Raw genomic sequence first — 24732 nt, 5'->3', positions numbered from 1 at the left:
ACAGGTTCAAAAGCCGCATCAGCGGTACAGGGTTATCGGCTTCGCAGTCCTGTGCCTTTGTCGTTGAAACGCGGCATCAGTCATTTGTACAAGCACCTCACAGCGAATTCGCCTTTAATCCTTCCTTAACACCCCGCTCGCAGACTCTTGATCGTATTTCTCGATATTTCAAAGCAAAATTTTCCGCTTTAATTCGATAGATAACTCGCTAGTCTTGGTTCGCAGTTCTCACAGGATTTGGGCAATGCAGCTACGTAACTCTTCTTCGCGCTATGGTTGGGTCAGCATCTTCATGCATTGGGTCGTGGCGTTGGCGGTCTTCGGGCTGTTTGCGCTGGGTCTGTGGATGGTCGGGCTGGATTACTACAGCACCTGGCGCAAAGACGCGCCGGACCTGCACAAGAGCATCGGTCTGGTGCTGCTCGCGGTGATGCTGTTGCGAGTGCTGTGGCGCTTCATCAGCCCGCCGCCGCCAACGCTGCAAAGCTACAGTCGCATGACCCGTATCGGCGCTAAATTCGGCCACGGGTTTCTGTATGTGGCGCTGTTCGCTGTGATGATTGCCGGTTACCTGATTTCCACCGCAGACGGTGTCGGGATCCCGGTGTTTGGCCTGTTTGAAGTTCCTGCTCTGCTCTCCGGACTACCGGATCAGGCAGATACCGCTGGGGTGATTCATCTCTGGCTGGCGTGGGCACTGGTAATTTTTTCCGGTCTCCATGCGTTGGCAGCATTGAAGCACCACTTTATCGATCGTGATGCGACCCTCACTCGAATGCTCGGTCGCAAAGCCTGAAATTCAACCTCGACTCAAAGGAAAAGAAAGCATGTTGAAAAAGACTCTGGCCGCTCTGGCAATCGGTTCGGCCGTACTGTCCGCCAACGTAATGGCTGCTGACTATGTGGTAGACAAGGAAGGCCAGCACGCCTTCGTCGACTTCAAGATCAGCCACTTGGGCTACAGCTACATCACCGGTACCTTCAAGGACATCGACGGCAAGTTCAGCTTCGATGCTGCCAAGCCTGAAGACAGCAAGATTGAGTTCAACGTCAACACTGCCAGCGTGTTCACCAACCACGCCGAACGCGACAAGCACATCGCCAGCGCTGACTTCCTCAACGCCAGCAAATTCGGCAAGGCCACCTTCGTGTCCACCAGCGTCAAGTCCACTGGTGCCAATACCGCTGACGTGACCGGCGACCTGACCCTGCTGGGCGTGACCAAGCCAGTTGTCGTCAAGGCAACTTTCCTGGGCGAAGGCAAGGATCCATGGGGCGGCTACCGTGCCGGCTTCGAAGGCACCACCACCATCAAGCGTTCCGATTTCGGCAAGCAGAAAGACCTCGGTCCGAAGTCCGACGCGGTCGAGCTGTATGTTTCGTTCGAAGGTGTGAAAGCGAAATAAATTTCGCCGCCACATGAAAACGCCCCCGGTCGCAAGGCCGGGGGCGTTTTTTATTGCCACAACACAGATCCCCTGTAGGAGCTGCCGAAGGCTGCGATCTTTTGATCTTGATTTTTGAAGATCAAGATCGGGATCAAAAGATCGCAGCCTTCGGCAGCTCCTACACAAAGCGATTTGCAGCGCTCAAAAAAATGCCCCGGCTCTTTCGAGTCGGGGCATTTTTCATTGCGGCTTGAAACTCAGCGATTGCGGGTCAGCAAGGCTGGTTTCTCGCCACGCGGGCGGCTTGGCAGTTGATCGAGCTGCTCAGGCGTCGGGAAGCGGTCGGCTTTCGATTCCTTGTGCATGATCTTCGGACCATTGCTGCGCGGATTCTGCACGGCCGGTTCGCTGCGTGGCTGATCGTCACGGGCCGGACGGCGGTTGCGCGGCGCGGATTCGTCACGACGACCCTGACCGTCACGCGGTGCGCCATTGCGCGGGCCGCTGCGTTTGGCCGGTGGCGTGCCGGTGCTCGAACCGTTGCTGTTGCGCGGACCGTTCTGGCGACCCTGAGGCTGACCGCCGCGTGGTGCGCCAGTGCCGGCGCCTTGCGCCGGAGCGCCAGGACGACGGCCACGGCCGCCGGCCGGAGCAGCCTTCGGCACGTAGTCAACGCGGTTACCGAAGTTATCCACATCGTCGTCGAGGAATTCGTCCGGGGCACGGTCAGCCGCTGCACGCGGTGGCTGGCTTGGGCGCTGGTCGCGGCTCGGGGTGCCTTCGCGCGGTTTTTGCTGACGGGCAGGGCGCTCGCCACGTTCACCGGCCGGCTTTTCCTTGCCCTTGTCTTTGCCCTTGTCCTTGCGACCGCCGCCACCGCCGCCGCCATTCGGGCCGTCGCCACGTGGGCCACGGGAATTGCGCGGGTTGCGGATGTCCGGACGCTCGCGGGCTTCCGGCTTCTCGGCTTCGATGGTGCTGGAGTCGAAGCCCATCAGATCGCCGTCGGCAATCTTCTGCTTGGTCATGCGCTCGATGCTTTTGAGCAGCTTCTCTTCGTCCGGCGCGACCAGCGAGATCGCCTCGCCGGAGCGACCGGCGCGGCCAGTACGGCCGATACGGTGCACGTAATCTTCGTCAACGTTCGGCAGTTCGAAGTTGACCACATGCGGCAACTGATCGATGTCCAGACCACGGGCGGCGATGTCGGTGGCAACCAGAATGCGCACATCACCGGCCTTGAAGTCGGCCAGGGCTTTGGTGCGGGCGTTCTGGCTCTTGTTACCGTGGATCGCCACCGCCGGCAGGCCGTGTTTGTCCAGGTATTCCGCGAGACGGTTGGCGCCGTGCTTGGTGCGGGTGAACACCAGCACCTGTTCCCACGCGCCGGCGGTGATCAGGTGCGCCAGCAGTGCGCGCTTGTGGCTGGCCGGCAGGCGGAACACGCGTTGTTCGATGCGCTCGACCGTGGTGTTCGGCGGCGTCACTTCGATGCGTTCCGGATTGTGCAGCAGCTTGCCGGCGAGGTCGGTGATGTCTTTGGAGAAAGTCGCCGAGAACAGCAGGTTCTGACGCTTGGCCGGCAGACGTGCGAGGACTTTCTTCACGTCGTGGACAAAACCCATGTCGAGCATGCGGTCGGCTTCGTCGAGGACGAGAATTTCCACGTGGGACAGATCGACGCTGCCCTGGCCGGCGAGGTCAAGCAAGCGACCCGGGCAGGCGACGAGGACGTCGACGCCACGGGACATGGCCTGGACCTGCGGGTTCATGCCGACGCCGCCGAAGATGCAGGCGCTGACGAATTTCAGGTCACGGGCGTAGATCTTGAAGCTCTCGTGCACCTGGGCCGCGAGTTCGCGGGTTGGGGTCAGGACCAGCACGCGCGGTTGGCGCGGGCCGTGACGCTGGGATTTGTCCGGGTGACCGTTAGGGAACAACCGCTCCAGAATCGGGAGGGCGAAGCCGCCGGTTTTACCGGTACCTGTCTGAGCCGCCACCATCAGGTCGCGACCTTGCAACACGGCGGGAATGGCCCGCTGTTGCACCGGAGTAGGCTCGGTATAGCCCGCATCTTCGATGGCACGGACTAAAGCCTCGGAGAGACCGAGGGAAGCAAAGGACATGAGTAATCCTGTTTTAGTTAGGGCTTGGCCCAATGGGAGTCTTGCCTGGCGCGAATCACGTTTAAGAGGACGCAATCCCGTCCGGTCCAGCGGCGGTTCCGAAGGCACGTCAGGAGCGCTCGCGCGGGCTGGAAGCTGCGCTGTAGCGGGTCGAGAGGCCTGTTACGGTTCCGGGCGTCCGGGCGTGAGCCTGGCGGGAACGCCGGAGTATAACAGAGCAATCACTGCGCGCTGCTTTCCTGCTGCTCAACGGTTTTGCCGCCAACCGTGGCGTCACGCAGTGACGCGCTATCAACCGGCGCAGCACCGTAACGTGCGCTGAGCTCGGCGTAGGCCGGTTCGCGCTTGAAACGCTTGAGCTCGGCACCAAAGCGCTGCACCAGCAAGTCCATGCCGGCATTGCGCCGAACCGCAAGAAACTGGCTCTGGCGGCTGATAACCGTCGGGTTTTCGGTGATCAGATCGCGGATGTTCAATTCATCGAGCAAATGCTGGCCGACGCGGCGATCGGTAATCAGCAGATCGATACGCCCGCGCACCAGTTTGCCGAAGTTGGCTTCATGGGTCGGCGCAGGCTCACGGGTAAACAGCTGCGACTGGCTGAAGTCAGGGCTGTACAGATAGCCCGGCGAGGTACCGATGGTCAGGCCTTTGAGTTGTTCGAGGGTGGTGAAAGGGTGCGGCCGGTCATTGGCGTAGAACATTACGAATTCGACGTCGGACAGCGGCTCGCTGGGGTAAAGCAGGGTGGCGTCGCGCTCGGCGCTGTGAAAGATGTCCAGCGCACCGTCGGCCTGACCGGTCTCGAGCATCGACAGGCAGCGCTTCCACGGCAGGAATTGCCATTGCACTTCAATGCCCAGACGCTTGAACACGATGGCCGTGGTTTCGTAGTCCAGCCCGAGATTCTGCCCGCCCTGTTCGTACACGTACGGTGCCCACGGCTCGGTGACAATACGTAACTTCTCCCCCCGGGCGCCGACGCTCAGGCAAGTCAGAAGAATAACGCTCAGCAGTTGGGCAATAAGGGGCATGGCCTGAGGTTAGTACGCGAAACGCCTGATGAGAAGCTCTGGCATGCATGTTTCGCGCAGACCCCAGGCGCAATGGCCGCCATGGTCTTATTTGCTCGAGGTTTTCAGCAGGTGTTTATGAACCTTGGCGTGGCGCGCACCGAGAATCCGCTTGACCAGACCACGACTGAACCAGTCCCTGAGCAAGTGCTTGCAGACCGGCTTGCCGATGCGTTGCTGCTGGTTTTCCAGCGCCTTGTCCCACCAGACCGGTGCACACGCCTGATCGAACTCGTTGGGGTGGTCATAGCAACCGTAAAGGATTTCGCGAATGAACTGACGCAGATGTGCCGGCAGCAGCAGCGTGATGAGCTTGTAGAACATTCGCTGCAGTCGCGGCGGTCGAGGCAGTTGTGGTGACACACGCCGGGTGTCGTCCAGCGCAGCTTCGCCCGTCGGGTTGCCGCCATGTTTGGCGACCCAGGCCTGAACCTTGGCCCTGAACAGATGTTTGCGGCTCCAGTAATGGTGAATCAGATCCGGGCACTTGTTGACGTTTACCGTGCGATAGGCGGCCACCGACAGGCAGAACTCTTCAAGGGTGTAGGCGCCCTGTGCCGACGGAAACAGCTCATCGATCAAGGCGATGGAGCGGTCGAGCACGTGTGCGTCCTGCCGGTGCAAGCCAATGACGCCGGAGTTGAGCAGGCGCATGTGATCGTCAGTCAGGCCTTTGTCCAGCAGGGTTGCCGACAGCGTGCGGTAGAGCAGGCTCATCTTGTTGTCGCCATAGCGGGCGTAATAGTCGTTGCACAGCAGCGTGCCGGGCTGAACCCGCTCGAACAGTTTCAGCGGCGAGCAGTGGAAAAACGTATCGGTGTCGATCAGCAGCGCCGTTTCATGCTCTTCAAGTACCGAGCGCAACGCGACATGTTTGATGCGGAAATGATAACCGTGGGGCTCGCTCCATTTCTGGCGCGTTTCGGCGCCCAGCGGGCGAATGCGTACGGGGAGATGCTCGTAGGGTTGCGGATTGTCGCTGAAGACCTGGATATCGATCGCGGCATCCGGAGTCTCGCGCAACCACGCCAGAGCACTGGCGATGCTGAAAACAGCTTCCTGATGGTAGGTCTCGGCACCGAAAACCAGATAGACCAGTTGAGGGCGTGTTTTTGTTTGCGCGCAGATCATTGACGACAACATTCCATTTGGTGCTTTTCATTGAAAAGGCCCGGTAAGGGCCTTTTTTTATACCGCATGAAAAACCTTCAGCGCGGCAGCTTGAGGTTGTTCCAGATCGCCAGGCTAGGTTCGGCCTGGTTCATCGAGTAGAAGTGCAGCCCCGGTGCGCCGCCCTGCAGCAGGCGTTCGCACATTTCGCTGACGACTTGTTCGCCAAAGCTTTGAATGCTTCGCGTGTCATCGCCGTAGGCTTCCAATTGCTTGCGGATCCAGCGCGGAATTTCCGCACCGCAGGCATCGGAGAAGCGCGCGAGTTTGCTGTAGTTGGTGATTGGCATGATCCCCGGCACGATCGGCAGATCCACGCCCAGCGCCTGCAAACGGTCGACGAAGTAGAAGTAGCTGTCGGCGTTGAAGAAGTACTGGGTGATCGCGCTGTCGGCACCGGCCTTGGCCTTGCGCACGAAGTTGGCGAGATCGTCTTCGTAGTTGCGCGCTTGCGGATGCATCTCCGGGTAAGCGGCGACTTCGATGTGGAAATGATCGGCGGTTTCTTCACGAATGAACTCCACCAGTTCATTGGCGTGACGCAGCTCACCGCTGGTCATGCCCATGCCGGACGGCAGGTCGCCACGCAGGGCAACGATGCGCTTGATGCCGGCAGCCTTGTATTCGTTCAGCAGGCCGCGCAGGTCGTCCTTGCTGTCACCAACGCACGACAGGTGCGGAGCGGCGGGAACTTTGACTTCGCTTTCCAGCTGCAGCACGGTGTTGAGCGTGCGATCACGGGTCGAACCGCCAGCGCCGTAGGTGCAGGAAAAGAAATCCGGGTTGTAGGTGGCCAACTGACGGGCAGTGGCAAGCAGCTTTTCTTGCCCGGCATCGGTCTTGGTCGGGAAAAACTCGAAGCTGTAGCGACGGTCTTGGGACATGGTCATACCCTTGGAAACAAGTACCTTCGAGACGCTGCAATCCCGTGTGGGAGCGAGCCTGCTCGCGAAAGCGCTGGGTCAGACAACACGGATGTTGAATGATAGGCCGCCTTCGCGAGCAAGCTCGCTCCTACAGGGAGAGCGAGCTTTCAGCGCCTGTTAGTAGCGGTAGGCGTGCGGCTTGAACGGGCCTTCGACGGTGACGCCGATGTAGTCAGCCTGTTGCTTGGTCAGTTGAGTGACCACGCCGCCGAAGCCGCGGACCATTTCCAGGGCCACTTCTTCGTCGAGTTTCTTCGGCAGTACTTCAACGGTCAGACGCTCGGCTTTCTGTGCTGGCGACAGGTCGGCGTATTTCTGGCCGAACAGGAAGATCTGTGCCAGAACCTGGTTGGCGAACGAACCGTCCATGATGCGGCTCGGGTGACCGGTGGCGTTGCCCAGGTTCACCAGACGGCCTTCGGCCAGCAGGATCAGGTAGTCGTCGTTCTGTGGATCGAAGCTGCCAGCGCCGGTGCGGTGAACCTTGTGCACCTGTGGCTTCACTTCTTCCCATGCCCAGTTCTTGCGCATGAAAGCGGTGTCGATTTCGTTGTCGAAGTGGCCGATGTTGCAGACAACGGCGCGCTTCTTCAGGGCTTTGAGCATGTTCGCGTCGCAAACATTGACGTTACCGGTGGTGGTCACGATCAGGTCGATCTTGCCCAGCAGCGCTTTGTCGATGCTCGCTTCGGAACCGTCGTTGATACCGTCGATGAACGGCGAAACCAGTTCGAAACCGTCCATGCAGGCTTGCATGGCGCAGATCGGGTCAACTTCCGACACTTTGACGATCATGCCTTCCTGACGCAGCGACTGGGCCGAGCCCTTGCCGACGTCACCGTAACCGATGACCAGCGCTTGCTTGCCGGACAGCAGGTGGTCAGTGCCGCGCTTGATCGCATCGTTCAGGCTGTGACGGCAGCCGTACTTGTTGTCGTTCTTGGACTTGGTTACCGAGTCGTTGACGTTGATCGCCGGGATCTTCAGCTCGCCCTTGGCCAGCATGTCCAGCAGACGGTGTACGCCAGTGGTGGTTTCTTCGGTCACGCCGTGAACGCGATCCAGCACTTGCGGGTATTTCTTGTGCAGCAGCTCGGTCAAGTCGCCGCCGTCGTCGAGGATCATGTTGGCGTCCCATGGCTGGCCATCCTTGAGGATGGTCTGCTCCAGGCACCACTCGTACTCTTCTTCAGTCTCGCCTTTCCAGGCGAACACCGGGATACCGGCAGCAGCGATAGCGGCAGCGGCCTGATCCTGAGTGGAGAAAATGTTGCAGGACGACCAGCGTACTTCGGCACCCAGGGCAACCAGGGTTTCGATCAGCACGGCGGTCTGAATGGTCATGTGGATGCAGCCGAGGATTTTTGCGCCCTTGAGCGGCTGCTCGGAAGCGTATTTGCGGCGCAGACCCATCAGGGCAGGCATTTCCGATTCGGCGATGATGGTTTCGCGACGGCCCCAGGCAGCCAGGGACATGTCGGCAACTTTGTAATCGGTAAAATCGGCAGGCGTGTTGACAGCGCTCATGAAGAGCCTCCATTCGTAATGTATGCGAATGGGCGCCGTTGTGCGTTTAGTGTCCGGCGCAGGCCGGTCAACGCCCCATCCGAGCCTGACAGGTCGAACCTGCTGCAGCGCCCCTCGGACAGGTGGCGGGAAAACGGTAGCAAGCGAACGTTACCGTTTTTTGAAGCGGGGGCGATTATAGCCGCCCGGGCTGATCTTCCAAAGGGTTTCTGTCGGCTGGATGAAGATCGCCAATGGCGACCATAGTCGCAGCTGCCTGGAGCCCGACTGATCAGTCTGCCAAGATGGGCGCATCTTTCGGCAAGCGCTCAGGAGTGAACATGAATTTCCACACCCGCAAATGGGTTAAACCCGAAGACCTCAACCCCAACGGCACTCTGTTTGGCGGCAGCCTGCTGCGCTGGATCGATGAAGAAGCGGCGATCTATGCCATCGTGCAACTGGGCAACCAGCGTGTGGTGACCAAGTACATCTCGGAAATCAACTTCGTCAGCGCCTCGCGCCAGGGCGACATCATCGAACTGGGCATCACTGCCACCGAATTCGGTCGCACCTCGATCACTCTGACCTGCGAAGTGCGCAACAAGATCACCCGCAAGAGCATCCTGACCGTCGAGAAAATGGTGTTCGTCAACCTCGGCGAAGACGGCCTGCCGGCGCCGCACGGGCGGACCGAGATCAAATATGTGAAAGACCAGTTCAAGGATGACGAGGCCGTTCAATAAGATCGGCGGCGCATTCTTCGCGAGCAGGCTCGTTCCCACAGGAATCACCTGTGCCTGTAGGAGCTGCCGAAGGCTGCGATCTTTTGATCTTGCTTCTGAAAATCAAGATCAAAAGATCGCAGCCTTCGGCAGCTCCTACCCTGGATTCGTGTGCATCCAGAGATTTGCGCCGCGCCTACAGAACGTATTCCCAAGCGCAACGGTCGTAGCTACATCGCCCCCCACCGGTTGCCACGCCATGACCACCCCCACCAGCGACAAGACCCCCGACCTCTCGGCCAAGGAGCAGCACGAAGTCGAGAAGAGCCAGCCGCCGCGCGCGGCCGTTCTGCATGAAATCATCCGCACTCAGGGCGATCAGGAACTGGAGCGCAGCATTGCCGCGCTGTGGTGGTCGGCGCTGGCGGCAGGGTTGACCATGGGCCTGTCGCTGATGGGCATGGGATTGCTCAATTCGCGCCTGCCCGACGGCGACGAATTCAAGGTGATCGCCAGTTTCGGCTACTGCGCCGGTTTCCTCGCGGTCATCCTCGCGCGCCAGCAATTGTTCACCGAAAACACCCTGACCGCCGTGCTGCCGGTGATGACCAGGCCGACGCTGAAGAATTTCCTGCGCCTGATTCGTCTGTGGACAGTGGTATTGGTCGGCAACCTCTGCGGGACGATTCTGGTGGCGTACGTGATGCTGGAGCTGCCGATTTTCGACAGCAAGACCGACGTCGCCTTCCTCGAAATCGGCCGCAAGGTCATGGAGCACAGCGCCAGTCAGATGTTCGCCAAGGGCATTGTTTCCGGCTGGATGATCGCCACCATGGTCTGGATGATCCCGTCCATGGAGAGCGCGAAGATGTGGATCATCATCCTCATCACCTACTTCATGGCACTGGGCGATTTCACCCACATCGTCGTCGGATCGGCGGAAGTGTCCTATCTGGTGTTTGCCGGCGAGTTGCCGTGGAGTGATTTCTGGGCGGTGTTCGCTGCGCCGACGCTGGCAGGAAATATCATCGGCGGCAGCTTTATCTTCGCGCTGATCAGCCATGCGCAGATTCGCAGTGAAAGCGGTGCGCCGAAGGAATCTGCGGATCAGGCTGTTGAGCCCGATCCGCAGTCGATCAAGAAATGATCAGTGGTGGGCTGGCTCAGGCACGCTGGCCGGCTCATTACGCGTCGCGTGCTTGACCAGTTTGCCGATGGTCAGGCCCTGCAGCAGGATCGACGACAGCACCACGATGTAGGTGATGCTCAGCAGCAGATCGCGTTCCGGGCCCAGCGGCAGGGCCAGCGCCAGTGCCACCGACACACCACCGCGCAAACCGCCCCAGGTGAGGATGCGGATGGTGCCAGCCGGCACTGAGCGCCAGCGACGCAGCAAGAGGATCGCCGGGGCCACGGTAAGCAGGCGCGACAGCAGAATCGCCACCGCCAGCAGACCTGCAGCGGCCATGTGCAGCCAGTTGAACGGCAGCAGCAACAGCTCCATGCCGATCAGCGCAAACAGCAGCGCGTTGAGCATGTCATCGAGCAACTCCCAGAAACCGTCCAGATAGCGACGGGTCATGTCGTTCATCGCCAGATTGCGCCCGAGGTTACCGATGATCAGACCGGCCACCACCATCGCAATCGGCGCCGAGACGTGCAGTTCGGTGGACATCGCCGAACCGCCGATCACCAGGGCCAGGGTCAGCATCACGGTGATCTGGTGCTGCTCGACGCTTTTGATCATGCGATAGACCAGATAACCGATCAGCCCGCCGAACAACACACCACCAATCGCTTCGTGGACGAAGAGCATGGCCGTGGCGCTGACGGTCGGGGTTTCGCCCAGTTGCGCGATGCCCAGCAGCACAGTGAAGACCACCACCGCCGTGCCGTCGTTGAACAGTGATTCGCCGACGATGGTGGTTTTCAGTGGTTTCGAAGCGTTGGCGGTACGCAACACGCCGAGCACGGCAATCGGGTCGGTCGGAGAGATCAGCGCACCGAACAACAGGCAGTAGAGGAAACTGACGTGCCAGCCGAACAGGGCAAAAATGTAGAAGGCGAGGCTGCCGATCACCACGGTGGCGATCAACACGCCGAAGGTCGCCAACAGGCCGATCGGCCAACGGTAGCTGCGCAAGTCATTCAAGTTGACGTGCAGGGCGCCGGCGAACAGCAGGAACGAGAGCATCCAGTTCATCAGCAGATCGCCGAAGTCGATCTGGCCGATCAGTTGTTGCACGCGGTCTTCCAGACCGGGGAAGCCGAGGACGCTGAGGCCTTGCAGGAGCAGTGAGAACAGCAGGGCGGTAACCATCACGCCGATGGTCGGCGGCAGGCCGATAAAGCGGAAATTGACGAAGGTCAGGAGGGTGGTGAGGCAGATGAAAGCGGCGACGAGTTCAAGCATCCGGGGTCCTTTGGATGGAGAGTGAATGGAGCGCGACCGGAGTCTGGACGCAGGGGTTTGATGGGGCGGGGTTGACTGAGGGCACATTCGAATTGCGCGTCACGCCCAGCAGCCCCTCACCCCAGCCCTCTCCCAGAGGGAGAGGGAGCCGACCGAGGTGTCTGGCGAGGTGCATCGACCTGGACGATCGGGTCGATTATGGATTCAGCAATGCACGTTCAAGTCGGCGTGGGTATCGAGCATCCCCCGATCAGTCCCCTCTCCCTCTGGGAGAGGGCTAGGGTGAGGGCTCTATCCGACACACCACGATCAGCCAGACACATTGACCGCACTCGCCCGCCGACGTTGCAGGTAAATGAACAACAGCGCCGTCAGCACCGTCAGCACGCCAACCAGCGCCCCGGTCCACGGCAGGTCCGCCAAATCCGCACCGCTGGCAACCACCAGCCCGCCAATCCAGGCACCTGCTGCGTTGCCCAGATTGAACGCGCTTTGGTTCAGCGTCGAACCCAGATTCGGCGCTTCGTGCGCCTGATCGATGATCAACAGCTGCAGAATCGGGCACAGCGCAAAGGCGAAAATTCCCCACAGCACCAGGGTGATCGCCGCCGGAATCACCGCGCGGCTGGTCTGGCTGAACGCCGCGAGAATCACCACGACTGCCAGCGCAACGCCGACCAGCGATGGCAGCAAGTGGCTGTCGGCCAGACGCCCGCCGAGCATGCTGCCCGCTGTCAGGCCGACGCCGAACAACAGCAGCATCACTGTCACGCCGTGGGGGCTGACGCCAGTGATGTCTTGCAGAATCGGCGCGATATAGGTGAACACGCTGAACAGGCTGGTCGAGGCCAGCACGCTCATGCCCAGCGCCAACAAGACGTTGGCCTTGCCCAGCACCTTGAATTCGCTGGCGAGATTGGCCTTGTCCATCGCGATGTGTTTCGGCAGCCACAACCACTGCGCCAGCGCGGCGACAATGCCGATCACCGACACCGCCCAGAAGGTCGAGCGCCAGCCAGCGTATTGGCCCAGCGCTGTGCCCAATGGCACGCCGAGGACGTTGGCCAGGGTCAGGCCGGTGAACATCATTGCAATGGCTTGCGCGCGTTTGTTCGGCGCAACCAGGCCGGCGGCAACCACCGAGCCAATGCCGAAAAACGCCCCGTGACACAGCGCTGTAACCACCCGCGCCGCCATCAGCGTCGCGTAGTTCGGCGCGAGCGCGCAGAGCACGTTGCCGAGGATGAACATCAGCGTCATGCCCAGCAATGTCGCTTTGCGCGGCATATTGGCGGTGCCGATCGCCAGGATCGGTGCGCCGAACACCACGCCCAGGGCGTAACCGGTGATCAGCAGCCCGGCGTGAGGAATGCTCACCGCCAGATCGCGGGCGACGTCGGGCAGCAGGCCCATGATGACGAATTCGGTGGTGCCGATGCCGAACGCGGCAACGGCGAGTGCAAGCAAAGCGAGGGGCATGCGCAAGGTCTCTGTCGGTAGTCTTGACGCTTTGATCAGGCATACGCGTGCCAGCGACCGTTTTCGAAGAAAGCGGAGCAGGCAGCTTTTATTGGATTTTTTTGGTGTGCAGCTGAGTACGGCGTGGTGGGTTGCAGTATAAACAGCTGCTGACACATGGCGAATCAATAATCTGACTAATCGACGGCGCGCTGGAAGTGCCGTGTTATATCCAGCTGAAAGAACCTTTCTGCCGGGCGCGGCTCTTAGCCTGTGGGCAGGTGCTGATCGGCATGCTGGTGATGAATTTCTGATCGCTCGCCAATTTCTCCAATCGAAAAAAGGACGACGTTATGACAGTGGCTCTGTGGTGTGTGTTGATCGCGATTTTCCTGCCGTACGTGTGCACGATCGTGGCGAAGGCCACCGGCGGTTTCCGCCTCAAGGACAATTACGATCCACGGGACTTTCTCGACAGCGTCGATGGCGTCGCCCGTCGCGCCCACGCCGCGCAACTGAACAGCTTTGAAGTAACGCCTGCGTTTGCCGCTGCGGTGATCGTTGCCCACCTGGTCGGCACTGCGCAGCTGGTGACGGTCAATGTGCTGGCCGTGCTGTTTATCACCAGTCGCCTGCTGTACATCATCTGCTACCTGGCTGACTGGGCAGCACTGCGTTCGGTGGTGTGGTTTATCGGGATGGGGCTGATTGCTTCGTTTTTCTTTGTGTCCATTTAAAAGCAAGGTCAAAAGATCGCAGCCTGCGGCAGCTCCTACAGAGGAATGCATACTCCTGTAGGAGCTGCCGAAGGCTGCGATCTTTTGCCTTTAGGGTTTGTCAGCCACCTGCGGCACTTGCGGCAACTCTTGTCCTTTAGGCCAGAGCATCCAGATCTGCCCCTGCTGCTTCATGTCCCCGGCCAGTTGCCCGGCCGCATCACCCGTGCCCCAGAACAGATCCGCGCGCACCTCACCGGCAATAGCGCCGCCGGTATCCTGCGCCGCGACCGGGCGCACCAGTGGGGTGCCATCCGGTTTGGTGGTCGACAGCCATAACAGACTGCCCAACGGAATCACCTTGCGATCCACCGCCGCGCTGTAGCCGGCTGTCAGCGGTACGTTCAGCGAGCCTCGCGGGCCTTCGTTGCTGTCCGGGTTGCGGGTGAAGAACACGTAGCTCGGGTTGCTGGCCAGCAGTTCCGGGATGCGCGTCGGGTTGGCCTTGGCCCAGTCGCTGATTGCGGTCATGGTCACGTCTTCTTTCTTCAGCTCGCCTTGCTCGACGAGCCAGCGACCGATCGGGCGATACGGGTGGCCGTTCTGATCGGCGTAGGCGATGCGCAATTGTTTGCCGTCCTCGGTCTGAATCCGGCCCGAGCCCTGAATCTGCAGGAATTGCAGATTCATCGGATCAGTCAGATAGGCGACCACTGGCGCTTTCACGCCTTTGGATTCAATGGTCGCCGCGTCGTCGTAAGGCTTGAGCACGCGACCTTCGAGACGGCCGCGCAGGCGCTTGCCTTTCAATTCCGGGTAGATGCTGTCGAGCGAGACGATGATCATGTCTTCCGGCACGCCATACACTGGCACGTTCGCCGTTGCGGTGGGCGTCAGGCTGCCGGGGTACACCGGTTCGTAGTAGCCGGTGATCAGACCATTGGGGTTGTCATTCTCGGCGCGCAGGCCGTAGACATCGAGATTCTGCTTGAGAAATGCACGAATCTCGGCGGCGCTTTGCGGCACATTCACCGCCGCAGCGCAGGTCGGCCCCCAGACTGTGTCGGCTTTGAGTCGTGTGCAGGCGCTGCGCCAGGAGCCGAAACCGGCGACCAGATCGCTATCGGAAACCGCTGGCAACGCTTCCCAGGTCGCGCTGGAATAGGTGGCCAGCGCATGGGTTTTTGGTTTGGCGCTGTCGCCGCCTGTGCAACCGGCGAGGATGGCGAGCAGTGGAAGGGTGACGATAAGCGGGTGACGCCAGGCCGTGAAGCGGCTGTTCATGGAGTGATTCCTGTGCCGGTTGGCCGAGAGCTCTATGCGCTCGACCAACCCGTATTTTTAATAGGGCTATTGGTGTTTGGCGGTGAGCCGAGGATACTGGCCGCCGATTTCCGCGACCTGAAGCCACCATGACTCTGAAACCCATTGCTGTTGTATTGCTGGCCTGCCTGGCTTTGTCCGCCTGTGGCGGTGTCGACCCGAATTCGCCGCTGGGTCAACGCAAGGCGATCTTCAAGCAGATGCTCAAGACCAGCGAAGACCTCGGCGGCATGTTGCGCGGGCGCATTGCCTTCGACGGGCCGAAATTTGCCGAGGGCGCGGTCAGACTTGATGCGTTGGCCCATGAGCCGTGGAAGCATTTTCCGCAGGTGCGCGAGGAAGATCACACCAGCGCCAAAGATGATGTCTGGCAGAAACAGGCGCGTTTTCAGGAACTGGCCCGCGCCCTCGAGGCGGCTACCGGTGAGCTGGTGGTCGCCAGTCAGGTTCAGCCGTACAAGGCCAGCAATCTTGGGCCGGCAGTGCAGAAAGTTGAAGATGCCTGCAGTGCTTGCCATAAAGAGTTTCGCGATCATTGATTTGTGTCGCTTGAGCTGAACCTTCGCGAGCAGGCTCGCTCCCACAGGGGATATGCATTCCAATGTGGGAGCGAGCCTGCTCGCGAAAGCGGTCTGCCATTCCCCTCCAGACTAATCTCTTACTTATCGATTTCGTCCAGCGCTTCCTGCAGTTCCTTGCGCGATTCGGCGAGCTTCTCCTTGCGCTTGTTGATCTTCTCCGGATCGCCTTTCTTCATGGCCTTGTCGAGGTCCGCCTGACGCTGGCTCACCTCATGCTTGGCCTCAAGCACTTTGTTCTCACGTTCTTTCTTCAGCCCGGCGTCGGTGCAATGTTCGTTCACTTCACGCAGTGCGGTTTCCAGGCCTGCCTGCTGCTCCATGTTGCCGCGCGACTTGGCCTGTTCGATCTGATTGATGATGCCCTGCTTCTTGGCAGCGCAACCGGTCAGGCCCGGGCCGTCTTCTTCGGCCATGACCGGGGCGGCCATGACGCCACAAAGAGTAAGCAGGGCGAGCGGTGCGAGAAATTTCATAAAAGCTCCATGTGCAAAGGCAATCGGGGTGGGAGGGCACTGCGCTGTTGGAGCGTCTGGCCGGCCGTTGGGTTCCCGCCGGGCGGGGATTGCAGGTTCAGAAGCCGTCGATTCCGGCGGCTTTCAAGGTTTCACTCAAAGCCAGTACCTGCGGGTCGCGAAAGAATGCGCTCAGTTGCGCCGCGCGTCCCGGGCCGATGCCGGCTTCTGCCTGCCATTGTTCAGTGTCGCGTTGTGCCAAGGCCTGCCACGAATCGTCCAGTTGTGCCTGTCCGGTCGGCGGCATGCCCAGCGCTTTCAACCATCGAGCAAGCGGCTGTTGCCGCGCGCCGTGAAAACCCTGGATCAGGCGTGCGCTGCTGCGCTCGCCGAGGCCGGCAATGTTAGCAAGCTCTGACGCATCGAGGGTCAGCCAATCCAGCAGGTGTTTCAGACGGCCTGTTTCCAAAAGTTTCTCCCAGGTGCCGCGACCGACATGCTGCATGGCCAGGCCCTGCTTGCCACTGAGCCAGGTCAGACGCGCGAGAAATTGGCTTTCACACCCCGGCGTCGGTTGCCAGCAGCTCAGGGCGTGGTAGTCGCCAGCATCGGGGATGTTGATGTCCGCCCGTTCGTTGGTGCGCAGCACGACACTGTCGAGGCGCGGAATGGTCAGCCCGGCCAGACTGATTGCCACCTGATCGCCGGGACGGATGTCGAGGGTTTGCCAGCGCTTGAGTGAGCTGACGCTGACCCGTTTGATTTCGCGGTCATCGAGTCTGACCGGCAGCAGTTCCAGCACCGGCGTGATCCGCCCGGTGCGGCCGATCTTGAAATTGACCTTGCGCACTTCGGCCAATGCCTGGGCGAAAGGGTATTTCCAGGCGATCGCCCAATACGGCGCGCGAGCCTGCCAGCGTTCGGCAGGTGGCCGTTGGCTCTGACGCAGCACCACGCCGTCGCTGGCAAAGGGCAGTGGCGAGCGATACCAGTGCTCGCGCCATTTTTGCGCGTCTTCGAATCGGCTGACGGGCTGGGTATAGGGCTCGGTTGTGGCGAACCCCAATGTCTGAAGTTCGGACAATCTTTCCGGCAGCCGCACAGGACCTTGCGGCCAGTCCCAGACAAACAGGCCGATCCCGGCGGCCTGTTCAACATCGAGTGTTTTACGTCCCATCAGCCCGGCGACGGTGGCGCGGGCATTGACGCTGCCGGACTGTGATTGAACATGCGCGCTCAGGCGCCAATAGAGTTCGCCCTGTACCAGCAGATCCCGTGGCTGCCTCAAACGTTGCGGAATGGCTGCAATCCTGCGCGCGGAGGCTGTCCAGTCCTGGCCGTTGACCCCATCACCGCGACTGATGGCCTGCTGCAATATTCCCTGGCGGTAGATCAGCGTGACAGCCACGCCGTCGACCTTGGGCTGCACCCAGACGTTCTGGCGATCGCGCAACCAGTGGGCGACGTCTTCGGCTTTGTGCAGCTTGTCCAGGCCGGTGTGGGCGATGGGGTGGGTGACCGGGCCGGACGCGGTGCGCAACGGCTGCGGGGATGAGGGTTGGTTGAAACAGGCTTGCCATTCTTTCAGCCGTAGCTGGGACTGGTCATAGAGTTCGTCGCTGATCAATGAGCGGCCTTCGCGATGATAGGCTTCGTCCCATTGGTCGATCCGGTTTTGCAGCAGCGTGATTTCGCGTTGGGCTTGGGATAAGGGCCAGTCGGGGCAATTTGCTTGGCTGACGAGGGTAATGAGTGCCAGCAGGAAGGCCAGCAACAGGCGCAGTGTGAAGAGCATCGTTGAGCGTCCTTGCTCGGGGGTGATGCTTGAAGGGTAGGTGAGGATTCGAAATGCGTTACCGAGGGTGTTTTTCGAGGTGTTTCCGGATTCTGAATTGACGTTGCACGGGCGGGCGCCTTCGTGAGCAGGCTCGCTCCCACAGGGATCTCAAAAATGTTTCAGGCATGAAAAAGCCCCGCACGGCGGGAACCGTGCGGGGCTTTCATGCAGCCAGGGGGTTACAGGCCAGCGGCAGAACGCAGGGCGTCGGCGCGGTCGGTTTTTTCCCAGGTGAACGTGGTGAAGCTGTCTTCGCCAACGGTCTTGGTCTGCGGCGCACGGCCGAAGTGGCCGTAGGCTGCGGTTTCCTGATACATCGGGTGCAGCAGGTCGAGCATGGTGGTGATCGCGTATGGACGCAGGTCGAACACTTCACGCACCAGTTTGATGATCTTGTCATCGCTGATCTTGCCAGTGCCGAAGGTGTTCAGCGAGATCGACGTAGGCTGGGCCACACCGATCGCGTAGGAAACCTGGATCTCGCAACGCTCGGCCAGGCCGGCCGCAACGATGTTCTTCGCCACGTAACGGCCAGCGTAGGCAGCCGAACGGTCAACCTTCGATGGATCCTTGCCGGAGAACGCGCCGCCGCCGTGACGGGCCATGCCGCCGTAGCTGTCGACGATGATCTTGCGACCGGTCAGACCGCAGTCACCTACCGGGCCGCCAATGATGAACTGGCCGGTCGGGTTGATGTGAAACTGGGTGTCCTTGCTCAGCAGTTCGGCAGGCAGTACGTGCTTGACGATCAGCTCCATCACGCCTTCGCGCAGGTCTTTGTACGACACTTCCGGGTTGTGCTGGGTCGACAGAACAACAGCGTCGATGCCGACAACCTTGCCGCCTTCGTAACGGCAGGTCACTTGCGACTTGGCATCCGGACGCAGCCAAGGCAGCAGGCCCGACTTGCGTGCTTCAGCCTGACGCTGCACCAGCTGGTGCGAGAAGGTGATCGGCGCTGGCATCAAAACGTCGGTTTCGTTGCTGGCGTAGCCGAACATCAGGCCCTGGTCGCCGGCGCCCTGATCTTCAGGCTTGGCGCGGTCAACACCCTGGTTGATGTCAGGGGACTGCTTGCCGATGATGTTCATCACGCCGCAGGTCGCGCCGTCGAAGCCGACTTCGGAGCTGGTGTAGCCGATGTCGCAGATCACGTCACGAACGATCTGCTCCAGGTCGACCCAGGCGCTGGTGGTCACTTCACCGGCAACGATGGCCACGCCGGTCTTGACCAGGGTTTCCACGGCCACGCGAGCGTGTTTGTCCTGGGCAATAATGGCGTCCAGCACCGCATCGGAAATCTGGTCGGCGATTTTGTCCGGATGTCCTTCAGACACGGACTCGGAGGTGAAGAGGGAGTATTCGCTCATCTCGATGTTTTCCTGAATTTACCGATGGTGAGTGTCGCCAGCCGGTCGCTGAAAGTGGCGAACCTGGATCTGGAAACCATTACGTAAGCCTACATAGAGGCTTTCCCCGGGAACGAGTCCCGCAGCGGTGGCCCAACGGGCCAGATCGTCCTGTTCAAACCCCAACCAGAGATCACCGCAGGCCTCCCTGGCCCAACTCTGGTTGTGGCTACATAACTCTGTCACGAGCAGGCTACCGCCCGGTTGCAGCAAGTCGGCCATGTGCCTGAGCGCATCGGCCGGGGCGGCGAAATGGTGCAGGACCATGTTCAACACCACGCAATCGGCTTGAAGGCTTGTGCCGTTCAATGCATCGGCCAATTGCAGGCTGACGTTAGCCAGCTGTTCACGTTCACACACCTGACGCGCCAGTTCGAGCATCGCCGGGCTGTTGTCCAGCGCGGTTACGGTGCCGAAGCGACGGGCCAGTTCCGGCAGAAAAGCACCATCGCCGGGGCCGACTTCAATGGCCGTGGCTGCACCATCGAAGTTCAGTTTGTCGAGCAGGGCCAGCACGCTGTCACGGTACTGCGGCAGGCCTGCGATCAAATCCTGCTGGGCACGGAATTTTTCCGCGACCCGGGCGAAAAAGTCCCGGCTGGCGGCGGCACGCTGACCATGAACCTGCTCGATGCGTGCTTGCACATCATCAGGCAGATGCAGATTGTCGACTTCTTCCAGCAATGCCGCGTGCAGCTTGCCGCCGAGCAATTCGCTGTGGGGCAGGGCGCGACGATAGAAAATCGCGTTGCCCTCACGGCGTGTCGCCACCAGATCGGCTTGCGCCAGCACCTTGAGGTGGTGGCTCATGCCCGACTGGCCGATGCCGAAAATCTGCGCCAGCTCCAGCACGCCAAACGAATCGTTGGCCAGCGCGCGCAATACATTCAGCCGCAGCGGATCGCCGCCGGCCTTGCACAGGGCCGCCAGCTCGTCGCAATCGTCATGGCGAATGGAAGGCACGCGTAAGTTCATAGGGCTGGCAGTCTAGAGACGGGGGCAAAGCACTGCAAGGTCAATATCAAAAAGTTTTGATATTGCTCGATAAATGGCACTTCTCAGCGCACGGCAGTCTCTACAAACGAATAGCGGAAAGGTTTCACCAAGCGAAACCTGTGCTATCGATTGGAAAAACGCCTGCCGATGACTATCTGTCATTGCCCCGAGGCGCATGGGTGAGGGAAAATGCCCTCCTTTTTTCCGTTTCAGTCTATTCACACCCAGGAGATCAGCGATGCCTAGCCGTCGTGAGCGTGCCAACGCCATTCGTGCCCTCAGCATGGATGCCGTGCAAAAAGCCAACAGCGGCCATCCCGGTGCCCCTATGGGTATGGCAGATATTGCCGAAGTGCTGTGGCGCGACTACCTCAAGCACAACCCGAGCAACCCGTCGTTCGCCGACCGTGACCGCTTCGTGCTGTCCAACGGCCACGGCTCGATGTTGATCTACTCGCTGCTGCACCTGACCGGCTACGACCTGTCGATCGACGACCTCAAGCAGTTCCGTCAACTGCACAGCCGCACTCCAGGCCACCCGGAATTCGGTTACACCCCGGGCGTTGAAACCACCACTGGTCCGCTGGGTCAGGGCCTGGCCAACGCCGTCGGTTTCGCCTTGGCGGAAAAAGTCATGGCGGCGCAGTTCAACCGTCCCGGCCACAACATCGTTGACCACCACACCTATGTGTTCCTCGGTGATGGCTGCATGATGGAAGGCATTTCCCACGAAGTCGCCTCTCTGGCCGGCACGCTGGGCCTGGGCAAGCTGATCGCCTTCTACGATGACAACGGCATTTCCATCGACGGCGAAGTCGAAGGCTGGTTCACCGATGACACGCCGAAGCGTTTCGAAGCCTACAACTGGCAGGTGATCCGCAACGTCGACGGCCACGATCCGGAAGAGATCAAGACCGCCATCGAAACCGCGCGCAAGAGCGCCCAGCCGACCCTGATCTGCTGCAAGACCACCATCGGTTTCGGTTCGCCGAACAAGCAGGGCAAGGAAGACTGCCACGGCGCCCCACTGGGTGACGCGGAAATCGCCCTGACCCGTCAGGCGCTGAACTGGAACCACGGCCCGTTCGAAATCCCGGCCGAGATCTATGCCGAGTGGGACGCCAAGGAAGCTGGCCGCGCGGTCGAAGCCGAGTGGGATCAGCGTTTCGCCGCTTACTCCGCTGCATTCCCGACTGAAGCCAACGAGCTGATCCGCCGTCTGAGCGGCGAGCTGCCGGCCGACTTCTCGGAAAAAGCCTCGGCCTACATCGCCGAAGTCGCGGCCAAGGGCGAAACCATCGCCAGCCGCAAAGCCAGCCAGAACACCCTCAACGCCTTCGGCCCACTGCTGCCGGAAATGCTCGGCGGTTCGGCTGACCTCGCCGGCTCCAACCTGACCCTGTGGAAAGGCTGCAAAGGCGTCAGCGCTGAAGATGCCAGCGGCAACTACATGTACTACGGCGTGCGCGAGTTCGGCATGACCGCGATCATGAACGGCGTCGCCCTGCACGGCGGTCTGGTGCCTTACGGCGCGACGTTCCTGATGTTCATGGAATACGCACGCAACGCCGTACGTATGTCGGCTTTGATGAAGAAGCGCGTGATCCACGTCTACACCCACGACTCCATCGGTCTGGGCGAAGACGGCCCGACGCACCAGCCGATCGAGCAACTGACCAGCCTGCGCAGCACGCCGAACCTCGACACCTGGCGTCCAGCCGATGCCGTGGAATCGGCAGTGGCCTGGAAAAACGCTCTGGAGCGCAAGGACGGCCCGTCGGCGCTGATCTTCTCGCGGCAGAACCTGCAACATCAGGAACGCGACGCTGGGCAGATTGCCAACATCAGCCGTGGCGGTTATGTGCTCAAGGATTGCGCAGGCGAGCCTGAGCTGATCCTGATCGCCACCGGTTCGGAAGTCGGTCTGGCGGTTCAAGCCTTCGACAAACTGACCGAGCAGGGCCGCAAGGTTCGCGTGGTGTCCATGCCGTGCACCAGCGCGTTCGATGCTCAGGATGCGGAGTACAAGCAGTCGGTTCTGCCGTTGCAGGTCAGCGCACGTATCGCCATCGAAGCCGCCCATGCCGACTTCTGGTTCAAGTACGTGGGTCTGGAAGGTCGCGTGATCGGCATGACCACCTACGGTGAGTCGGCGCCGGCTTCGGCATTGTTCGAAGAGTTCGGTTTTACCCTGGAAAACATCCTCGGTCAGGCTGAAGAGCTGCTGGAAGATTAAATCTGACAGTTATGTTGTCCGGGCTGACGCCTTCGCGAGCAGGCTCGCTCCCACAGGGAAATGCATTCCAATGTGGGAGCGAGCCTGCTCGCGAAAGCGCTGGTTCAGGCAATATCGCACTGCATGATTCACCACGGTAATCGAGAACCCCATGCCTCAACCGCGTCCCTACAAAGTTGCACTCAACGGCTACGGCCGCATTGGTCGTTGCGTCTTGCGGGCGTTGTTCGAGCGCGGCGCGCAGGCCGGGTTTGAAATTGTCGCGATCAACGATCTGGCCGACATGGCCAGCATCGAATACCTGACACGCTTCGACTCCACCCACGGCCGCTTTCCCGGCGAAGTGCGGGTTGAGGGCGATTGTCTGCATATCAATGGCGACTGCGTGAAGGTCTTGCGCAGTGCCACCCCTGAAGGCATCGATTGGGCGTCGCTGGGCGTCGATCTGGTGCTTGAGTGCTCTGGCGCTTACCACACCCGTGCCGATGGCCAGCGGTTTCTCGACGCCGGCGCACCGCGCGTGCTGTTCTCGCAGCCGATGGCCAGCGAAGCGGATGTCGACGCCACCATCGTCTACGGCGTCAATCAGGACTGCCTGACCGGCGATGAACTGCTGGTGTCCAACGCCTCCTGCACCACCAACTGCGGCGTGCCGCTGCTGCGTCTGCTCGATCAGGCGATCGGTCTGGATTACGTGTCGATCACCACGATTCACTCGGCAATGAACGATCAGCCAGTGATCGACGCTTATCACCACGAAGACCTGCGCCGCACGCGTTCGGCGTTCCAGTCGGTGATCCCGGTGTCCACTGGTCTGGCACGCGGTATCGAGCGCCTGCTGCCGGAACTTGCCGGGCGAATTCAGGCCAAAGCCGTGCGCGTGCCGACAGTCAACGTGTCCTGCCTCGACATCACGATGCAGACCGCCACCGCGACTGACGCCAATGAGGTCAACCGGATCCTGCGCGAAGCCGCCACCAGCGGCCCGCTCAAAGGCCTTTTGGCCTACACCGAGTTGCCGCACGCCAGCTGTGATTTCAACCATGACCCACATTCGGCCATCGTCGATGCCAGTCAGACCCGTGTCTCCGGCCCCAAACTGGTGAACATCCTGGCCTGGTTCGACAACGAATGGGGTTTTGCCAACCGAATGCTGGACGTTGCAGACCACTATCTGCAAACAGCAACTTCAAAAAAACCGTAGGAAGTGCGACCCATGACCGTGTTGAAGATGTCCGACCTCGATCTGCAAGGTAAGCGCGTATTGATCCGCGAAGACCTCAACGTCCCCGTCAAGGACGGTGTTGTCACCAGCGACGCGCGCATCCTGGCTTCGCTGCCGACCATCAAGCTGGCCCTGGAAAAAGGCGCGGCAGTGATGGTCTGCTCGCACTTGGGCCGTCCTACCGAAGGCGAATTCTCCGCCGAGAACAGCCTGAAACCTGTTGCCGACTACCTGAGCAAGGCGCTCGGCCGCGAAGTGCCGCTGGTGGCTGACTACCTCGGCGGTGTCGAGGTCAAGGCTGGCGACATCGTGCTGTTCGAAAACGTGCGCTTCAACAAGGGCGAGAAAAAGAACGCCGACGACCTGGCCCAGCAATACGCGGCCCTGTGCGACGTGTTCGTGATGGACGCTTTCGGCACTGCTCACCGCGCCGAAGGTTCGACCCATGGTGTAGCCAAGTTCGCCAAAGTCGCTGCCGCTGGCCCGTTGCTGGCCGCTGAACTGGACGCACTGGGCAAAGCCCTGGGCGCACCGGCCAAGCCAATGGCGGCCATTGTTGCCGGCTCCAAGGTCTCGACCAAGCTCGACGTACTCAACAGCCTGAGCCAGATCTGCGATCAACTGATCGTCGGCGGCGGCATCGCCAACACCTTCCTCGCTGCCGCCGGCCACCCGGTTGGCAAATCGCTGTACGAACCGGACCTGCTCGACACCGCCCGTGAAATCGCGGCGAAAGTCAGCGTGCCGTTGCCGGTTGACGTCGTGGTCGCCAAGGAATTTGCCGAAAGCGCTGAAGCGACTGTGAAGCTGATCGCTGATGTTGCGGCTGACGACATGATTCTCGACATCGGCCCACAAACCGCAGCCAACTTCGCCGAGCTGCTGAAGTCGTCGAAAACCATTCTGTGGAACGGCCCGGTTGGCGTGTTCGAGTTCGATCAGTTCGGTAACGGCACCAAAGTGCTGGCCCAGGCTATCGCTGAAAGCTCGGCATTCTCCATTGCCGGCGGTGGCGACACCCTGGCGGCGATCGATAAATATGGCGTGGCTGAGCAGATCTCCTACATTTCCACCGGTGGTGGCGCGTTCCTCGAATTCGTCGAAGGCAAGGTGCTGCCTGCCGTTGAAGTCCTGGAAAGCCGGGCCAAGGCCTGAGGCCGCCCGTTTGGCCA

The 24732-nt window shown here is 60.6% G+C and carries 21 protein-coding genes and 1 riboswitch; of the genes, 9 read left to right on the top strand and 12 right to left on the bottom strand.

The window, feature by feature from the left end; genetic code table 11:
- The first annotated feature begins 244 nt into the window (after window positions 1-244).
- Window positions 245-796 carry a cytochrome b gene (locus tag PS14A_RS23570; RefSeq protein ID WP_212617340.1) on the top strand — a complete coding sequence of 184 codons (552 nt, stop codon included), beginning with the start codon at window positions 245-247 and terminating at the stop codon, window positions 794-796.
- Window positions 797-827: 31 nt separating this feature from the next.
- Window positions 828-1406, top strand: coding sequence for a YceI family protein (locus tag PS14A_RS23565; RefSeq protein ID WP_039757580.1), 579 nt, complete (start codon window positions 828-830; stop codon window positions 1404-1406).
- Between the two features lie 239 nt (window positions 1407-1645).
- Here the strand turns inward: PS14A_RS23565 and PS14A_RS23560 are convergent, their stop codons facing one another.
- The 5 genes from PS14A_RS23560 to ahcY all read right to left on the bottom strand — a co-directional run bounded on the left by PS14A_RS23560 (window position 1646) and on the right by ahcY (window position 8210).
- Window positions 1646-3514: a DEAD/DEAH box helicase gene (locus PS14A_RS23560; protein ID WP_212617339.1), complete on the bottom strand. Its 1869-nt coding sequence runs from the start codon at window positions 3512-3514 to the stop codon at window positions 1646-1648.
- Window positions 3515-3735: 221 nt separating this feature from the next.
- Entirely contained in the window at window positions 3736-4548 is an 813-nt protein-coding gene (locus PS14A_RS23555; RefSeq protein WP_212617338.1) for a transporter substrate-binding domain-containing protein, read from the bottom strand.
- 87 nt (window positions 4549-4635) lie between these two features.
- Complete coding sequence (locus tag PS14A_RS23550; protein ID WP_212617337.1) at window positions 4636-5718, bottom strand: hypothetical protein; 1083 nt, start codon at window positions 5716-5718, stop codon at window positions 4636-4638.
- Between the two features lie 77 nt (window positions 5719-5795).
- A complete protein-coding gene (gene metF / locus PS14A_RS23545) occupies window positions 5796-6641 on the bottom strand; it encodes a methylenetetrahydrofolate reductase [NAD(P)H] (protein ID WP_056786871.1) in 846 nt (281 codons plus the stop codon).
- Window positions 6642-6800: 159 nt separating this feature from the next.
- Entirely contained in the window at window positions 6801-8210 is a 1410-nt protein-coding gene (ahcY, locus tag PS14A_RS23540) for an adenosylhomocysteinase (protein WP_039757587.1), read from the bottom strand.
- A gap of 23 nt (window positions 8211-8233) precedes the next feature.
- Window positions 8234-8332, bottom strand: a riboswitch (S-adenosyl-L-homocysteine riboswitch).
- Between the two features lie 198 nt (window positions 8333-8530).
- Between ahcY and PS14A_RS23535 the strand changes: the two genes are divergently transcribed.
- Both PS14A_RS23535 and PS14A_RS23530 read left to right on the top strand, forming a co-directional pair.
- A complete protein-coding gene (locus PS14A_RS23535) occupies window positions 8531-8935 on the top strand; it encodes a hotdog domain-containing protein (protein WP_016772772.1) in 405 nt (134 codons plus the stop codon).
- Between the two features lie 238 nt (window positions 8936-9173).
- Window positions 9174-10061 (top strand): formate/nitrite transporter family protein, encoded by an 888-nt coding sequence (locus tag PS14A_RS23530; protein WP_212617336.1) that lies wholly within the window; start codon window positions 9174-9176, stop codon window positions 10059-10061.
- On the opposite strand, the gene PS14A_RS23525 is transcribed toward PS14A_RS23530, so the two are convergent.
- Both PS14A_RS23525 and PS14A_RS23520 read right to left on the bottom strand, forming a co-directional pair.
- Window positions 10062-11327: a sodium:proton antiporter gene (locus PS14A_RS23525; protein WP_016772774.1), complete on the bottom strand. Its 1266-nt coding sequence runs from the start codon at window positions 11325-11327 to the stop codon at window positions 10062-10064.
- Window positions 11328-11636: 309 nt separating this feature from the next.
- Window positions 11637-12806: an MFS transporter gene (locus PS14A_RS23520; RefSeq protein ID WP_212617335.1), complete on the bottom strand. Its 1170-nt coding sequence runs from the start codon at window positions 12804-12806 to the stop codon at window positions 11637-11639.
- Window positions 12807-13138: 332 nt separating this feature from the next.
- On the opposite strand from PS14A_RS23520, the gene PS14A_RS23515 reads away from it, so the two are divergent.
- On the top strand, window positions 13139-13522 hold the full coding sequence (locus tag PS14A_RS23515; protein ID WP_039757593.1) for an MAPEG family protein: 384 nt from the start codon (window positions 13139-13141) through the stop codon (window positions 13520-13522).
- Between the two features lie 90 nt (window positions 13523-13612).
- On the opposite strand, the gene PS14A_RS23510 is transcribed toward PS14A_RS23515, so the two are convergent.
- Window positions 13613-14785, bottom strand: a complete 1173-nt coding sequence (locus tag PS14A_RS23510) for a murein transglycosylase A (RefSeq protein WP_212617334.1) — start codon at window positions 14783-14785, stop codon at window positions 13613-13615.
- 128 nt (window positions 14786-14913) lie between these two features.
- On the opposite strand from PS14A_RS23510, the gene PS14A_RS23505 reads away from it, so the two are divergent.
- The gene (locus PS14A_RS23505; RefSeq protein WP_212617333.1) at window positions 14914-15363 is read left to right on the top strand and encodes a cytochrome c; all 450 of its coding nucleotides are present in this window, start codon (window positions 14914-14916) and stop codon (window positions 15361-15363) included.
- A gap of 119 nt (window positions 15364-15482) precedes the next feature.
- Here the strand turns inward: PS14A_RS23505 and PS14A_RS23500 are convergent, their stop codons facing one another.
- The 4 genes from PS14A_RS23500 to PS14A_RS23485 form a co-directional block, all read right to left on the bottom strand.
- Window positions 15483-15878, bottom strand: coding sequence for a DUF1090 domain-containing protein (locus PS14A_RS23500; protein ID WP_016772779.1), 396 nt, complete (start codon window positions 15876-15878; stop codon window positions 15483-15485).
- A gap of 97 nt (window positions 15879-15975) precedes the next feature.
- On the bottom strand, window positions 15976-17652 hold the full coding sequence (gene ligB / locus PS14A_RS23495) for an NAD-dependent DNA ligase LigB (RefSeq protein ID WP_212617332.1): 1677 nt from the start codon (window positions 17650-17652) through the stop codon (window positions 15976-15978).
- 221 nt (window positions 17653-17873) lie between these two features.
- Window positions 17874-19064 (bottom strand): methionine adenosyltransferase, encoded by a 1191-nt coding sequence (metK, locus tag PS14A_RS23490; RefSeq protein WP_024014624.1) that lies wholly within the window; start codon window positions 19062-19064, stop codon window positions 17874-17876.
- 18 nt (window positions 19065-19082) lie between these two features.
- Window positions 19083-20078 (bottom strand): metalloregulator ArsR/SmtB family transcription factor, encoded by a 996-nt coding sequence (locus PS14A_RS23485; RefSeq protein WP_212617331.1) that lies wholly within the window; start codon window positions 20076-20078, stop codon window positions 19083-19085.
- 259 nt (window positions 20079-20337) lie between these two features.
- On the opposite strand from PS14A_RS23485, the gene tkt reads away from it, so the two are divergent.
- The 3 genes from tkt (at window position 20338) to PS14A_RS23470 (ending at window position 24715) form a co-directional block, all read left to right on the top strand.
- Window positions 20338-22335: a transketolase gene (tkt, locus tag PS14A_RS23480; protein WP_212617330.1), complete on the top strand. Its 1998-nt coding sequence runs from the start codon at window positions 20338-20340 to the stop codon at window positions 22333-22335.
- A gap of 151 nt (window positions 22336-22486) precedes the next feature.
- Window positions 22487-23539: an erythrose-4-phosphate dehydrogenase gene (epd, locus tag PS14A_RS23475; protein WP_130911661.1), complete on the top strand. Its 1053-nt coding sequence runs from the start codon at window positions 22487-22489 to the stop codon at window positions 23537-23539.
- A gap of 12 nt (window positions 23540-23551) precedes the next feature.
- Window positions 23552-24715 (top strand): phosphoglycerate kinase, encoded by a 1164-nt coding sequence (locus PS14A_RS23470; RefSeq protein WP_016772785.1) that lies wholly within the window; start codon window positions 23552-23554, stop codon window positions 24713-24715.
- The last annotated feature ends 17 nt before the right edge of the window (window positions 24716-24732 follow it).

This window comes from Pseudomonas sp. 14A, assembly GCF_018132745.1.
Taxonomy (GTDB): domain Bacteria; phylum Pseudomonadota; class Gammaproteobacteria; order Pseudomonadales; family Pseudomonadaceae; genus Aquipseudomonas; species Aquipseudomonas mercuritolerans.
This window is presented reverse-complemented; position numbering and strand designations above follow the sequence as displayed.